This is a genomic window from Afipia sp. GW822-FHT04G07 (assembly GCF_058800765.1).
Genome location: NZ_JBXAMP010000001.1, coordinates 627,801 through 643,134 on the forward strand (window position 1 = coordinate 627,801; position 15,334 = coordinate 643,134).

Consider the following 15,334-nt stretch of genomic DNA (forward strand, 5'->3'; position numbering starts at 1 on the left):
TTCGTGCGTTCACGCGCGCTTCTGCCACTTGCCGCGTTCGTCGGTCTGCCAGTAGGTCAGATCCAGTCCGCGCGACTTGCCGTCCGACCATGCGGCACGCGCCGCGCCGAGTGCTTCTTCGTCGTCTCCGTTGAAGACCATCACCACCCGGTCATAGGTTGCGCAATCCTTGGGCAGACCCGCGGTATCGACGACGAACCTGACATTGGCGTTGTTGGGATTGCCATCGTCCACGGTCAGCACGATCGGCTGGTTCATGGCGTCGCTGTCACGCCACGTTCCATGCGGCAAAAACGAATCTTCGCGATACGTCCACAGATGCGCGTCGAGCGTTTCCGCGCGCTCTTCCGAACCGGTCTGCACCGCGACACGCCACCCGCGCTCGAGAGATTTCTCGAGCAACGACGGCAACACTTTCTCAAGCGTCGTGTCTTGCAAATGATAGAACAGGACTTCGGTCATAGCGCGCCTGAATCTTTCAACTGGCCTGCCGTCACCCTGAGGTGCGCGGCAGCGGAGCCGCCAAGCCTCGAAGGGCGGCGGCTCACGCGTTTGTCGCGTCATCCTTCGAGGCTCGCAAGTGCTCGCGCCTCAGGATGACGATTCCGCAGGTCTATTTTCTCGCCTCGTAATTGTCGGCTACCAGTTGATTCAGCAGCCGCACGCCGTAGCCCGATCCCCAGCTGCGATTGAGGTCCGATGCGGGAACCCCCATCGCGGTGCCGGCAATGTCGAGATGCGCCCACGGCGTCCCGTCAACGAAGCGTTGCAGAAACTGCGCCGCGGTGATCGAGCCGCCGTTGCGGGTGCCGGTGTTCTTCATGTCCGCGAATTGCGAATCGATCTGCTTGTCGTATTCGGGCCCGAGCGGCATCCGCCACACACGTTCGCCGGTCGCCTGCCCTGCGGCGGTCAGGCGCTCCGCGAGCTTGTCGTCGTTCGAGAACATCCCCGCATAATCAACGCCAAGCGCGACCATGATCGCGCCCGTGAGCGTTGCGAGATCGACCATGAACTTCGGCTTGTGCTTCTTCGCGACGTACCAGAGCACGTCGGCGAGAACGAGCCGGCCTTCGGCGTCGGTGTTGATGATCTCGATGGTCTGGCCCGACATGGATGTCACGATGTCGCCGGGGCGCTGTGCATTGCCGTCCGGCATGTTTTCAACCAGGCCGATCGCGCCGACGACATTGACCTTGGCCTTGCGCGCGGCGAGCGCATGCATCAGGCCGACAACGCAGGCAGCGCCGCCCATATCGCCCTTCATGTCTTCCATGCTGCCGGCCGGCTTGATCGAGATACCGCCGGTGTCGAAGCAAACGCCCTTGCCGACAAAGGCAATCGGCTGTTCGCCGGGCTTGCCGCCGTTCCAGCGCATGATGACGGTGCGGCCGTCATGTTCGGAGCCTTGCGAGACGCCGAGCAGCGCGCCCATCTTCAGTTTGGTCATCGCCTTGACGTCGAGAACGTCGACCTTCACGCCGAGCCTGCGCAACTGGCTCGCGCGCCGCGCGAACTCGGCCGGGAAAAGCACGTTCGGCGGTTCGTTGACCAGTTCGCGCGCGATCAGCACGCCGTCCACGATGTGATTCTCAGGCGCGAATGCCTTGCGGGCTGCGGCGACGTCAGCGACCGCGACAGAGAATTGCGCGCGCAGCGGCGCATTGTCGCCGTCCTTCTTCGTCGTCTTGTAGCGATCGAATCGATAGGCCCGCAGGCGGACGCCCGACGCAATCGCCGCGGCCTGCGATCCTTTCATCGCACCCGATGGAAGCTCGGCGAGAATCGTAACGGCTTCGGTGCCGGCGTTGATCTTGGCGGCAATCTTGCCGCCGAACTTGATGAAGTCGCCATCCTTGAGCGACGCCACCTTACCTGCGCCGACAACGATCAGACGCCCGGCTTTCAGCCCCTCGGGCGCCAGAATGTCCAGCGTCGCGCCGCTCTTTCCCTTGAACTGGTTCGCGGACGCGGCGCGTTTGACGGCATTCGCGGTAGCCCCCAACGCCTTGTTTGTCGCCGGGCCGAATTTCAGCGTGTCGTCGCAAAAAACCACCAGAACGCCGCGTGGGGCAGCGGAAAACGGTACGAAGCCGACCTTCACGGCGTCGGTCATAAGCAAATCCTCCAGATAATCGCGGCTTGCGCAGCTTAAGGGACAGAATCCAGCGGGAATCCGGATTCGAAGAATGAGACGGGCGCACTATGACGCTTTCCTGAGCGTGCTGCCAAGCGCGCTGGGCGCGCGGGAAGCATGTCCGCAAGGCGACCGGATTCGGCTGTGGCCGCGTGGCCGGAAAGCCACGTCAAACGTTTTATTAACCGTGCTCTACGCTCAGCCTCAGGTCGGCCATTTTGTTGACCGATCAAAGGGATGCTATGAAATAAGAATGTGCCGGGAATATCGGGGCCGGCGCCCATGGGGGACCTTGCAATAAGGTCTGGGCGCGCGGCCTAAACCGGCTGGAGTTGGGGATACTGCTGCCTGATGGGGTCGATCGACACCACCGCTTTCCGGACGACCGCCCGGTCGTCCGCCTGTTTTTTTTCGACCGCTGGGCTCGTCCGGCGGCCGGCGTCGGCATGAGGCGATCACGCGCATGGTGACGACAATCCTCGCACGCTATTTCGCCGCCCGTTTCGTGATCGCATCGATCGCGACGTTCGCTGCGATCTTCGTGCTGGTGATTACCGTCGACTACATTGAACTGATGCGCCGCGCCGGCGGACTTCCCAACGTGTCCGGATTGTTCGTCGCGCAGACGGCGCTGTTTCGCGTGCCGCTGTCGCTCGAGAAACTGATGCCGTTCTGCATCCTGATCGGCGCGATGATCTCGTTCCTGGCGCTGTCGCGGCGGCTTGAACTGGTGGTCGCGCGGGCCTCCGGTATTTCCGCCTGGCAATTCACGACCCCCGCACTGCTCAGCGCGCTCGCGCTCGGATTGTTTGCCACCGTGCTCTACAATCCGATGTCGGCGGAGATGCTCGAACGCGCCAAGGGGATGGAGACCAGGATATTCACCGACCGGGCGCAAAATAATCCGGAGGGTGCGGGCTTCTGGATCAACCAGTCGACCAGCGAAGGACAGAGCGTCATCAACGCCGCCCGAAGTCAGGCTCAGGGCGCTCTCCTCTCCGGCATGACCGTGTTCCGGTACGATCCGTCGGGTGCTTTCAAGGAGCGAATCGAGGCCAAGGAAGCCGTCCTCGAACCGGGCCGGTGGGTGTTCACGGGGGTGCGGCGCTACACACTCGATAACCCGCCCATCGAACAGGACACCCTCGCCCTGAGCACGACTCTCACCTTGGCTCAGGTCCGGAACAGCTTCTCCACCCCCGAAACTGTGTCATTTTGGCAACTGCCGGATTACATCAAGTCGTCGGAGAACTCCGGACAGGCCACAGCCGGATACCGGCTCCAGTATCAGAAGCTCATCGCGCGCCCATTTTTACTGGCCGCAATGGTGCTGCTCGCGGCCGCCGTAAGCCTCCGGTTCTTCCGTTTCGGCGGCGTGCAAAAGATGGTTTTAAGTGGCGTTGCAGCAGGGTTTCTGCTCTATGTCCTGTCGAAAGTAACTGAGGATTTAAGTAAGGCCGAGTTGATGCATCCGCTCGCTGCCGCGTGGCTACCCGTATGCGTGGGCGGCCTCTCGGGATTTTTGGCCTTGCTGTACCAGGAGGACGGGTAGTGGCCGTTGTCGCCGCCCTCCAAGGACGGACGCCTGCGTTCAGGCGGCGCACTCGCTTGCGCCGTCAAAGCCCCCTCATGTCTGCTGTTCTGGGCCTCTTCCTAGCGGCCGGAATCGGCGGGATCACGGCCACCCCGGCAACTGCGCAGCAGACCTACACGTACAATCCGCGCCCTCCCGCAACGCCCCGGCCGAAACCGGTCAATCAGGCCAATGACGGGCAGATGCTCGTGCAGGCGGCGGAGGTCAATTACGACTACAACAACTCCCGCGTCGCGGCGGTCGGCGGCGTTCAGATCTACTACAACGGATCGACACTCGAGGCCGACAAGGTCACTTACGACCAGAAGACGAAACGTCTTCATGCCGAAGGCAATGTCCGGCTGACCGACGCCGGCGGCAGGGTGACCTACGCCAACCTGCTCGATCTGTCCGACGACTATCGCGACGGCTTCGTCGATTCGCTGCGGCTGGACACGGCCGACCAGACCCGCATGGCCGCGACGCGCGCCGATCGCACCGGCGGCGACATCACGGTTTTCCAGAACGGCGTCTACACGGCTTGCGCGGCCTGTAAGGACAACCCGAAGAAGCCGCCGCTGTGGCAGGTCAAGGGCGCACGCATCATTCACAACCAGACCGAGAAGATGCTGTACTTCGAGGACGCGCGCCTTGAATTCTTCGGTCAGCCGATTGCGTTCCTGCCCTACTTCTCGACGCCCGATCCGTCGGTCAAGCGCAAGAGCGGCTTCCTGATTCCAAGCTACTCGCAGACCACGCGTTACGGTGTCAGCGTCGAAGTGCCGTACTACTTCGCGCTGGCTCCGGACTACGATCTGACGTTGACGCCGCGCTACACGACCCGCCAGGGCCTGCTGATGCAGGGCGAGTTCCGTCAGCGCCTGATCAACGGCGCCTACGAAATCCGCGCCTACGGCATCAGGCAGGACGACCAGGCTCCGTTCGCAGGCCAGCCGGGCGATCGCGAATTCCGCGGCGGCATCGACACCAAGGGTCAGTTCGCGCTGAACGACAAATGGGTCTGGGGCTGGGACGCCGTCGCCGTTTCCGACAAGGCGTTCTTCTACGACTACAATCTCGGTCCTTACCGGAATGCGCTGAGTTCATTCCTTCTGGTACCGGATACGGGCCTCTCGCAGATTTATCTAACCGGCGTCGGCAACCGCAGCTACTTCGACGCGCGCATCATGCATTTCCTCGGCTACGCCGCCGCGGACGTGCAGAGCCAGATTCCCATCGTCCATCCTGTCGTCGATTATTCGAACGTCCTCAACCGCAACATCCTCGGCGGCGAATTCAGCTACAAGGCGAATTTCACCAGCCTCAGCCGCGACACCGCCTCGTTCGATCCGATCACGACGATTGCGCAGACCAACGGATGGTGCCTGCCGACGTCGGCAGACCCGCGCTTCAAAACGCCGGCCAACTGCCTGCTGCGCGGCATCGCGGGCGACTACACGCGGCTGTCCGGCGAGGTGTCCTGGCGGCGGTCGTTCACCGATCCGATCGGCCAGATTTTCACGCCGTTCGCGTCGATGCGCGCGGATGTCATCACCGCCGACATCTACAACCAGCCGGGTGTCGCCAACTATCTCGGAACCGGCTCGGTACAGAACCTGCGCCTGATGCCGACCGTCGGGCTTGAGTATCGCTATCCCTTCATCAACGTGCAGCCATGGGGCACGACGACAATCGAGCCGATCGGCCAGTTGATCATCCGTCCCAACGAATCGAATGCAGGCCGCCTTCCCAATGAGGACGCGCAGAGCTTCACGTTCGACGACAGCAATCTGTTCAGTGTCGACAAGTTCTCGGGCTGGGATCGCGTTGAAGGCGGCGGTCGCGCCAATGTCGGCGTTCAGGCGACCACGCAATTCGACCGCGGCGGTTTCGTCAATGTGCTGTTCGGACAGTCCTACCAGTTGTTCGGCCTGAACTCGTTCGCCGTGCAGGATCTGACCAACACCGGTATCGCCAGCGGTCTGGAGACTGCGCGCTCCGACTATGTCGGCCGGATCGCCTATCAGCCGAACAAGATCTACAGCGTGATCGCGCGCACTCGCATTGACGAGGCCTCCGGCGCGGTGCGGCGCTTTGAACTCGAAGGCCGGGCGAATTTCGACCGCTTCGCGGTGAGCCTGCTGTACGGCAACTACGACGCACAGCCTGAACTCGGCTTCCTCACCCGCCGCGAAGGCGTCGTGGGAACCGGCTCGATCAAGGTCGCTGCGAACTGGATGGTGTCGGGCGGATTGCGCTACGACATCACGAATCAAACGGTCAACCAGTACATCATCGGCGCGGGATACGTGGACGACTGCTTCATCATCGCGGCCAACTACATCACGGATTACGCATACACATCGTTCAACAACACGACCCCCGTCACCGATCACCGGATCATGTTGCAGATTGGCCTGCGCACCATCGGCGGCACGTCTTTCAACACGTCACAGTAGTACCCCGGTAGAGAAGCAGCGCGGAACATGCGCGCACTTTTCCGTCATCCGGCGTTGCGCGGATGAAAATTAATCAGATGCGCGCATTGCTGCCGCAAACTCGGGATTGATATGACGGTATGCGCTCTGGAACCTCCAACCTGGCCACGACGGGCTTGACCATGACCGCGACTTTGCTTCTTCGCACCACACGGGCGGCCCTGCTCGCCGCCGCATTCCTTCTGGCATCAGGATTCGGATCCATCCTCATGGCGCAATCCATCGCCGCGATGGTGAACGGCGAGGCCATCACCAATTCCGACATCGATCAGCGCATGAAGCTCGTGCAGCTGACGACACAAAAAGGCATCTCACGTCAGCAGGCTCTCGACGAACTGATCAACGACAAGGTCAAGATCAAGGAAGCCAAGAAGTACGGTCTCAACCTGTCCGCATCCGATGTCGACGCTGCATTTGGAAACATGGCCTCGCGTATGCGCATGAACAGCGACCAGCTTACGAAGACGCTGGAAAGCAAAGGCATCCGCCCGGAGACGCTCAAGCTTCGCATCCAGGCCGATATGACCTGGAACAGCCTGGTGCGCGGCAGGTTCCAGTCGAGCTTTCTGGTACCCGAAAAGGAACTCGCCGGAATCGGCGAATCATCCGGCGACAAGCCCGAGACTGAAAGTTTCGAATATCTCGTGCGCCCGATCGTTCTAATCGTGCCTCGCGGCTCACCGTCGTCCGTCATCGAATCGCGTCGCAAGGAAGCGGAGACGCTTCGCGGCCGAATCCAATCGTGCGACGAAGCGCAGTCGCTGTTCCGCGCAATGCGGGACGGCGCGATCCGCGACCAGATCACCAAGACCTCGGCGGATTTGCCGCCGAACCTGCGCGAACTTCTGGACAAGACCCCCGTCGGCAAGTTGACGCCTCCCGAAGTGACCAAACAGGGCATTGAGATGGTGGCGCTGTGCAGCCGCAAGCCGACGACCCGAGCCGATACCCCGGCGAAGCGCGCGGCACGGGAAAAAATCGCCAGCGAGAAATACGAAGCCAAGTCCAAGTCGTACCTGCAAGAGGTCCGCAAGGGCGCCATGATCGAAATGCGCAACAATTGAGTGCAACAGCGATACAGCGTCCATGACCACGGCCGCCATCAGCAAAGCTTTGGCTCTGACGATCGGCGAGCCCGCGGGCATCGGTCCTGACATCGCAATCGCGGCATGGCTCAGGCGGCGTGAACTCGACCTTCCCGCGTTCTATCTGATCGGCGACGGCGCATTCATCGCGGACCGCGCGCGTGCGCTTGGCGTCAGCGTCGAGACCGCCGAAGCGAGCCCCGAGAGCGCTACGGGAATCTTCGTCGACGCGCTTCCGGTGGTAAAGACCGGCGTTACGGCGACGGCGAAACCGGGCCAGCCAAACGACAGCAGCGCGCCGGCTGCGATTGCATCGATCCGGCATGCGGTGGCCGATGTGATTGCCGGACGCGCCGGTGCGGTCGTCACCAATCCGATTGCCAAGAGCGTGCTCTACCGCGCGGGTTTCTCCCATCCGGGTCATACTGAATTTCTCGCGCAGCTTGCCGCCGCCGTGAACGGCACGGTGCCGCATCCGGTGATGATGCTGTGGTCACCGCAACTCGCCGTCGTACCGGTGACGATCCATCTGCCGCTGCGCGACGCCATCACGCAACTCACCAGCGATCTGATCGTGAAAACGGGACGCATCGTCGCGGCGGATCTGAAGGCGCGGCTCGGTATCGCCCGCCCTCGCCTCGCGGTCTCTGGACTCAATCCACATGCCGGCGAAGACGGTTCGCTCGGCAACGAGGACCAGTCGATCATCGCACCCGCTGTCGCCGCGCTTCGTCAGGACGGCATCGACGTGCGCGGACCGCTGCCCGCCGATACCATGTTTCATGAGACTGCGCGAAAAACCTACGACTGCGCGATCTGCATGTACCACGATCAAGCGCTGATCCCGATCAAGACCATCGCGTTCGACGACGGCGTGAACGTGACGCTGGGACTGCCGTTCATCCGCACCTCGCCGGATCACGGCACCGCGTTCGACATCGCGGGCACCGGCCGCGCCAACCCGTCAAGCCTGATCGCGGCACTGCGTCTCGCCGCGCACATGGCGTCGGCATCCGGCACATGAGCGCCATCGACGATCTGCCGCCACTGTCCGATGTCATCCGGCGTCATGAACTATCGGCGCGGAAATCGCTCGGCCAGAATTTCCTGCTCGACCTCAATTTGACGTCGCGGATCGCGCGCGCTGCCGCGCCGCTGGAAGATGCAACCATCGTCGAGATCGGACCCGGTCCCGGCGGGCTGACTCGCGCGCTGCTAGCGCAAGGCGTCAGGCGCGTGATCGCGGTCGAGCGCGACGAGCGCGCTATCCCTGCGCTTGAAGAAATCGCGCAGCGTTACCCCGGGCGGCTGACCATCGTGAACACCGACGCGACAACGTTCGATCCGCGCCCGCATCTGAACGGCGAGCGCGCCAAGATCGTCGCCAACCTGCCTTACAACATCGCGACCATGCTCCTGATCGACTGGCTCAGCGCCGAGCCGTGGCCGCCATGGTATGACATGATGGTGCTGATGTTTCAGCGCGAGGTTGCCGAACGGATCGTCGCGCGTGAAGACGATGAAGCGTATGGCCGCCTCGGCGTGCTGTCGAACTGGCGGGCGGAAACCAAGATCCTGTTCGACATTGCGCCGGGCGCTTTTGTGCCGCCGCCCAAGGTCACGTCGTCCGTCGTCCGGCTGATCCCGCGCGCCGCGCCTGAGCCGTGCGACCGGCGGATGCTGGAGCGCGTGGCGGCCGCAGCCTTCGGCCAGCGGCGGAAAATGCTGCGTCAGAGCCTCAAATCGCTGGGCGTCGATCCCGCGCTGTTGGCAGCCGCTGCGGGTGTCGAGCCGACGCGCCGCGCGGAGACGATCCCGGTGTCCGGCTTTGTTGCCATGGCGCGGGAATTGACCAATATACAGCCCGCAAAATCAAGGGCGATCCAAGGAGAAAACTGAAATGGCCGTGCTGCGCCGCCAATCCATCGTGAAGTTCGATGCTCCGCTCTGCGAAACCATTGCGGAAACCCCGAAGCCGCAAGGCCGGGAGGTTCTGGTGCGGATCGAGCGCTGCGGCCTGTGCCATTCCGACCTGCACATCCAGGACGGTTATGCTGATCTCGGCGGCGGCAAGAAACTCGACACCACGCGCGGCATGACGCTGCCGTTCACGCTGGGCCATGAAATCGCGGGCATCGTCGATGAAGTCGGCCCCGACGTGGACAAGGCGCTGATCGGCACCAAGAAGGCGGTCTTTCCGTGGATCGGCTGCGGCCAGTGCCGCGACTGTCTCAACGGCGACGAGAACCTGTGCGCGCGCAATCGCTACCTTGGCGTCGCCATCGACGGCGGTTTCGCCAGCCATGTGCTGGTGCCCGATGCCAAGTATCTGCTCGATTACGATCCCCTGCCCGTCAACGTCGCAGCGACCTTGATGTGTTCGGGCGTCACCGCCTACGGCGCGCTGAAGCGCCTCGTCAATCGTCCGCAGCAGCGAAACCTGCTGCTGATCGGCCTCGGCGGTGTCGGCATGATGGGACTGTCGTTCGCGCCCGCCATGTTCAAGCAAAAGATTTCCGTCGCCGACCTCAGCGCGGACGCGCGCGAGACCGCGCTGAAGAACGGCGCGTCGGTCGCCTACGATCCGTCAGAGGCGGACATCGCCAAGCGCATCCTCAAGGAGACCGACGGCGGCTTCGACGCGGTCGTCGATTTCGCGGGCAACGAAAAGTCGATGAACTTCGCCATGAGCGTGCTGGCGCGCGGCGGCAAGATCGTGGTGTCCGGCCTGATGGGCGGAAACTTCAGCCTGCCGATGGTGCAGTGGATCTACAAGCGCATGACCATCGAAGGCTTCATCACCGGCACCTTGTCGGAAGCGCACGAGCTGATGGCGCTGGCTCGCGCCGGCAAGATCAAGCCGACACCGATGAAAGAAGAGCCGATGGCCGACGTGCAGAAATGGATCGAGCAGTTGCGCGCAGGCAAGGTCGTCGGCCGCATCATGCTGACGAACTAACGGCGGTTACTTCCCGCCGTCGATCCGGGTCGCCATCCAGATCATGTGACGCGCGCCGCTACGTGATCCGGTGGCGCGGATCGGAACTTCGTCGACGTTGAAACCCGCCTTGCGCAATCGCTGCGTAAAACGCGGATTCGGTCCCGACGACCACACCGCCAGCACACCATCTGGCCGCAGCGCCACGCGCGCGGCGGTCAGTCCCTTCGAATCGTAGAGCGCGTCGTTGGCGTCACGGGTCAGGCCTTCGGGACCGTTATCGACGTCGAGCAGAATGACGTCGTAGGCCGCGCGCTCCGACTTTATCAATTTGCCGACGTCCTCTTCGCGGATGCTGACACGCTTGTCCGTCAGACTGTCGCCGAACAGGTCCGCCATCGGTCCCCGCGCCCACGCAACGACTTCAGGCACCAGTTCGGAAACAATGATTCTGGCATCGTGCCCAGCCACGGTAAGCGCCGCGCGCAACGTAAACCCCATGCCGAGGCCACCAATCAACATGCACGGCTTCTTGCGCGGCTGAACCCGTCGCCACGCCAGCGTCGCGAGCGCCTCCTCTGACCCGCTGAGGCGGCTGTTCATCAACTCGTTCTGACCGAGCTTGATGGAAAATTCCTTGCCTCTGCGCATCAGGCGAAGCTCACCGCCGCCCGGCACCTGCGCGGTATCCAGCAAAACCCATGGGATCAAGAATCGGTCCTCGGTTCAGTGCGTACGTTGCGTGAAAACACGCTGATATGCGCGCTTCGTTACACCAAAACGGGTTCCGCTGCGCCACAATTGAAGACGGAACCCCGCGCCCGAATGTTGCCTCAGCGTTTCCGGATTTGCGGCCTATTCCGACCCAACTTGTCCCGGACAACGCCGCAAGGGAATTGGTTTCGAGTTGCGTAAGGGGGACAGAATGTCAAACCGAGCCGCCATCATTGCGCCTGCCGTCATCGCCGGCTGCGTTTCAATCTTCAGCATCATGTCCGTGCCGGCGACCGCCGAGCCGGCCGCAGAACCCGCCGCTGAAAGTGCTCCTGCAAACGAATGTCTCGCCGCGCCGAAGCGCGAGACCCCTGCGGGGGCGCATTGGTACTATCGGCTCGAAAAAGGCACCAAGCGCAAATGCTGGTATCTCTCGGATGCGGGCGGCAAGCTGAAGAAGACCACGAAGCCGACAGCCGCCGCGGAAGAAGGCGCTCCTCCTGCCAGCAAGCCGATGCAGAAGACGGTTGCGAACGCCCGCGCCGAACTGACGGCAGGCTCGTCCGACGAAGATCCGACGCTCGCGGAGACGACATGGCCCCCGCTGACGCCCTCCGCCGACACCACCGCTCACCAAGACAATCAAAGCGCCGCGGTCCAGCCCGCGCCTGAACCCGCTGCTGCGCGGCAAGGCTGGAATCTCGCCTCGCGCTGGCCGGAGACGACTGCCGTTGCATCCGCTGAAAATCAATCCGGTGCAAATGCACCTACAGCGAACGCAATACCCGCCAATGCGCCTGCACCGGTTCAACCAGCGCCTGCCCTGACACCGGACCGCCTTGCAGCGGCGGCCCCTGCCACGCCCACACCGGCGGCGACGCCTGTCGCTGCAACTCAGCCTGCCACCGCCACGGAAACCGCTGACAGTGAGACTTTCTCGGTCCGTGTCTTGCTGGCTTTGCTCGTTTGCCTTCTGGCGCTCGCAGCCATCGTCGGCCCGATGATCTTCAAATACGTCCGGCCGCGCCGTCGCGAGGAACAGCCCGCACGCAACCAGCGCCGCCCGATCTGGGATGCGAGCATGTCCGGCGAAGCCATACGGCAGGATAACCCGCGCGTGACATCGCCCGCGCTTTATGCGGAGACCCTTCCCGAACCGCGCGTCCTGGACGAGACAACCGACGAAATCGAGGAACTGCTGGCGCGGGCGTCGAAGCGCTCGGCTGCGTAGAGCGGGAAAGACCGGCGGGCGATCCCGCCGTCCTACTTCTCCAATTGCTTCTGAAGATCGCGCACGAAACCGGACAATCCGGTCTGGCGCACGCGCTTGAGCCGCTCGGCCTTGAGAATGGTCACGACCTGCGAATACGCCTCGTCGAGATTGCTGTTGGTGACGACGTAGTCGTATTCCGCCCAGTGGCTCAGCTCATGGCTGGCTCGGCTCATGCGACCGGCGATCACCTCATCGGAATCCTGAGCACGGGTATGCAACCGCTTTTCAAGATCGGCTGCGGACGGCGGCAGAATGAAAACGCTGACCACGTCGTCGCGCGCTTTCTCGCGCAACTGCTGCGTGCCTTGCCAGTCGATGTCGAACAGCACGTCCTGTCCCGATGACAGCGCATCCTCGACAGGTCCGCGCGGCGTGCCATAGGAGTTATCGAACACGGTGGCATGCTCGAGCAGGTCGCCGCCTTTCACCATGACGTCGAACTTCGGTTTGTCGATGAAATAGTAATGCTCGCCGTCAGCTTCGCCAGGACGCATGGGGCGCGTGGTGACCGATACCGACATGCGCAGGTCCGGCATTTTCTCGATCAGCATTCGCGCCAGCGTGGACTTGCCCGCGCCCGACGGCGACGACAGCACGAACATCAGCCCTCGCCGCTCTACGCCTTTCAAGGTGCCCCCCGCCGCCATCGTTCGTCCCTATTCCAGATTTTGAACCTGCTCGCGAAACTGCTCCACCACGTTCTTCATCTCAAGCCCGGTGTTGGTCAGTTCGATGTCGTTGGACTTCGAGCAGGTGGTGTTCACTTCGCGGTTGAACTCCTGCGCGAGGAAATCCAGCCGCCGTCCCACCGCGCCGCCCTTGCCGAGCAATTCGCGCGTCTGCGCGATGTGCGAGGCGATGCGGTCGAGTTCTTCACGGATGTCCGCCTTCGCCGCGATCATGATGGCTTCTTGGCTGAGACGATCCGGATCGAAACGATCGGACGCGTCGAGCAAGGCGGCGACCTGTTCGGCGATCCGCGCCTTGATCGCCTCCGGCTTGCGGCCTGGGGCGGCCTCGGCGCGCTTTGCGAGACGTTCGATCTCGTCCATGCGCTGAGAAAGGATCTGGCCGAGCGCTGTGCCCTCGCGCTTGCGCATATCGATCAGGCTTTGCAACGCCTGCTCGAACGACGCCGTCACAGCCGCGCGCGCCGCCTGCAATTCGGCTTCATCGCTTTCCGGCTCGACGACTTCGATCACGCCCTTGATCGCCAGCAGCCCGTCGACACTCGGCGCGGTTGCGCCGGTTCGGGCAGAAATATCGCCCGCAACCTTCAGGATGGCGGACAGCACATCGTCATTGATCTGGATGGTTGTGGCCGTGCCGGTTCGCTTGACGGACAGGTTGGCGTAGACGGTGCCGCGGGACAGCAGCTCCGCAGCGCGTTTGCGCGCGGGCGCCTCGATGTCGTCCCACCCCGCCGGAAGCCGCAGGCGGAAATCGAAGCCCTTGGCGTTGACGGATTTCAGTTCCCACTCGAACGCATATGGTCCGCTGGTGCCGTGGCTTCGCGCAAAGCCGGTCATGCTCGACAGCGCCATTGCGATATCGTCTCCGTTACAGGCAAATCATGGGTTCAGCTTGTCCCCGAAATCGGGAAAGCGCGCAAGGGAACGAACGCGGGAGCTAACAAGCGACGCAGCAGAGGCTACTGCGTCTTCTCTTCCCCGGGCTCCGGCTCGGCGGGCGCGGTCGATGGCGCGCGCTTGGCGGTCCGTTTGCGTGACGCCGCAGCACCCTCCGCGGGCGGCTCGCTTGCCATGATGCTGGATGGCACCTGAGCCTTCGGCGCGGTGCCCTTGGGAGCCGCCTTGGGCGCAGCCGCCGGTCTGGCAGGAGTTGCCGTCGCGGCAGGAGCCCCCGGCGCAGGCGTCGCCGCTGTGGTCGGCGGCTGCTGATCGTCAGCCTCAACGGTGTCGTTTTGCTGCTGACGCTCCAGCGAGCGCAGCTTCGCGACGCCCTTCTGATGCTGGTCGTAGGTTTCCGTGAACGTATGTCCGCCGGTGCCGTCGGCGACGAAGAACAGGTCGCGGGTGCGGGCGGGATTGGCGGTTGCTTCCAGCGAGGCGCGCCCCGGATTGGCGATCGGACCCGGCGGCAGCCCGTCGATCACATAGGTGTTGTATGGCGTCGGCTGCTGGATTTCGCTGCGCTTGATCGGCCGGCCGAGCGTGCCCTTGCCGCCGACAAGGCCGTAAATGATAGTCGGGTCGGACTGCAGCTTGATGCGCTGACGCAGACGGTTGCTGAACACCGCGGCGACACGGCTGCGCTCATCGGCCTTGCTGGTTTCCTTCTCGACGATGGAAGCCAGCGTCACAAGCTGCTCGGGCGTGCGCACCAGAATGTCCGGATTGCGTCGCGCCCAGATGTCGGCGAGCACGCGCTTCTGCGCCTGCTGCATACGCTGGATCACCTGATCACGCGGGGTGCCGCGCGGGAAATTGTAGGTGTCCGGCAGCAGCGTGCCCTCGCGCGGCTGCTCTTTCAGCGAGCCTGCGAAAATATCACTGTCCTGCAACCGGGCGACGATCTGCTCCGACGTCAGGCCTTCCGGAATCGTGAAGGAATGCTGCACCACCTTGCCTTCGACGATGGTGTTGATCACGTCGCGCAGGCTGGCGTTCTTCTGAAACAGATACTCGCCGGACTTGAGGCCCGAGCGCGCATTAAGCGCCAGCACGCTGCCGATAAACGTCCACCGGTCGGCCGAGATCACACCGGCGCGTTGAAGGATGTCGCCGATGTCGGTCATGCCCGCGCGCGGGGGAATATTGACCACCTTGTCCTCGGTGAGCGGGCCTTTGGTCTCGATTGTCTTCTTGCCGTAGAAGAAGACGCCTCCGGCCAGAACCATCGCGACGATCAGAAAGGTGATGATCGCGTTGCCGACGACGACGAAGGTATTCCGCGCGCGCTGCGAATGCTTCGGCGGCTGCGGCACCTGCTCGGGCTCGAGCGCCGCGCGGGGCGAACGGGGCGCAATGGGAGGTCTCTGGCTCATCGAAGCAACCTAAAATCCTGCAGGCAGTTTAGCTTGTTGATTCAGCGTTATACGCGCGCCCGTGAGATAAATTATGTCTGAATACGGCAAAACCTTGAAGACAATCGGG

At 63.0% G+C, this 15,334-nt stretch carries 13 protein-coding genes; 7 read left to right on the forward strand and 6 right to left on the reverse strand.

Annotated elements, in window-relative coordinates; all coding sequences use genetic code 11:
* Positions 1 to 9: 9 nt before the first annotated feature.
* Entirely contained in the window at positions 10 to 462 is a 453-nt protein-coding gene (locus tag AC1RKJ_RS03010) for a DNA polymerase III subunit chi (RefSeq protein WP_492789416.1), read from the reverse strand.
* A 151-nt stretch (positions 463 to 613) separates the two neighbouring features.
* Positions 614 to 2,116 (reverse strand): leucyl aminopeptidase, encoded by a 1,503-nt coding sequence (locus AC1RKJ_RS03015; RefSeq protein ID WP_492789417.1) that lies wholly within the window; start codon positions 2,114 to 2,116, stop codon positions 614 to 616.
* 484 nt (positions 2,117 to 2,600) lie between these two features.
* Here AC1RKJ_RS03015 and lptG point away from each other — a divergent pair, with 484 nt between their 5' ends.
* The 6 genes from lptG to AC1RKJ_RS03045 all read left to right on the forward strand — a co-directional run bounded on the left by lptG (position 2,601) and on the right by AC1RKJ_RS03045 (position 10,252).
* Entirely contained in the window at positions 2,601 to 3,689 is a 1,089-nt protein-coding gene (lptG, locus tag AC1RKJ_RS03020; RefSeq protein ID WP_492789418.1) for an LPS export ABC transporter permease LptG, read from the forward strand.
* On the forward strand, positions 3,689 to 6,169 hold the full coding sequence (locus tag AC1RKJ_RS03025) for an LPS-assembly protein LptD (protein WP_492789419.1): 2,481 nt from the start codon (positions 3,689 to 3,691) through the stop codon (positions 6,167 to 6,169). Before lptG ends, AC1RKJ_RS03025 begins: the two co-directional genes overlap by 1 nt.
* A 161-nt stretch (positions 6,170 to 6,330) precedes the next feature.
* Positions 6,331 to 7,272, forward strand: coding sequence for a peptidylprolyl isomerase (locus AC1RKJ_RS03030; protein WP_492789420.1), 942 nt, complete (start codon positions 6,331 to 6,333; stop codon positions 7,270 to 7,272).
* Between the two features lie 22 nt (positions 7,273 to 7,294).
* Positions 7,295 to 8,317: a 4-hydroxythreonine-4-phosphate dehydrogenase PdxA gene (pdxA, locus tag AC1RKJ_RS03035; RefSeq protein ID WP_492789421.1), complete on the forward strand. Its 1,023-nt coding sequence runs from the start codon at positions 7,295 to 7,297 to the stop codon at positions 8,315 to 8,317.
* Positions 8,314 to 9,192: a 16S rRNA (adenine(1518)-N(6)/adenine(1519)-N(6))-dimethyltransferase RsmA gene (gene rsmA, locus AC1RKJ_RS03040; RefSeq protein ID WP_492789422.1), complete on the forward strand. Its 879-nt coding sequence runs from the start codon at positions 8,314 to 8,316 to the stop codon at positions 9,190 to 9,192. The genes pdxA and rsmA overlap by 4 nt, the downstream gene beginning before the upstream one ends.
* A 1-nt stretch (position 9,193) precedes the next feature.
* Entirely contained in the window at positions 9,194 to 10,252 is a 1,059-nt protein-coding gene (locus AC1RKJ_RS03045) for an alcohol dehydrogenase (RefSeq protein ID WP_492789423.1), read from the forward strand.
* Positions 10,253 to 10,258: 6 nt separating this feature from the next.
* Here the strand turns inward: AC1RKJ_RS03045 and AC1RKJ_RS03050 are convergent, their stop codons facing one another.
* Positions 10,259 to 10,942 (reverse strand): spermine/spermidine synthase domain-containing protein, encoded by a 684-nt coding sequence (locus AC1RKJ_RS03050; RefSeq protein WP_492789424.1) that lies wholly within the window; start codon positions 10,940 to 10,942, stop codon positions 10,259 to 10,261.
* A 214-nt stretch (positions 10,943 to 11,156) separates the two neighbouring features.
* On the opposite strand from AC1RKJ_RS03050, the gene AC1RKJ_RS03055 reads away from it, so the two are divergent.
* Positions 11,157 to 12,176: a hypothetical protein gene (locus AC1RKJ_RS03055; RefSeq protein ID WP_492789425.1), complete on the forward strand. Its 1,020-nt coding sequence runs from the start codon at positions 11,157 to 11,159 to the stop codon at positions 12,174 to 12,176.
* A gap of 32 nt (positions 12,177 to 12,208) precedes the next feature.
* Here AC1RKJ_RS03055 and gmk read toward each other — a convergent pair whose 3' ends face one another.
* From gmk to mltG, 3 genes are all read right to left on the reverse strand, one after another.
* Positions 12,209 to 12,865 (reverse strand): guanylate kinase, encoded by a 657-nt coding sequence (gmk, locus tag AC1RKJ_RS03060; protein ID WP_492789426.1) that lies wholly within the window; start codon positions 12,863 to 12,865, stop codon positions 12,209 to 12,211.
* Between the two features lie 9 nt (positions 12,866 to 12,874).
* Entirely contained in the window at positions 12,875 to 13,762 is an 888-nt protein-coding gene (locus tag AC1RKJ_RS03065; protein WP_492789427.1) for a YicC/YloC family endoribonuclease, read from the reverse strand.
* 107 nt (positions 13,763 to 13,869) lie between these two features.
* On the reverse strand, positions 13,870 to 15,225 hold the full coding sequence (gene mltG / locus AC1RKJ_RS03070) for an endolytic transglycosylase MltG (RefSeq protein ID WP_492789428.1): 1,356 nt from the start codon (positions 15,223 to 15,225) through the stop codon (positions 13,870 to 13,872).
* Positions 15,226 to 15,334 lie beyond the last annotated feature (109 nt).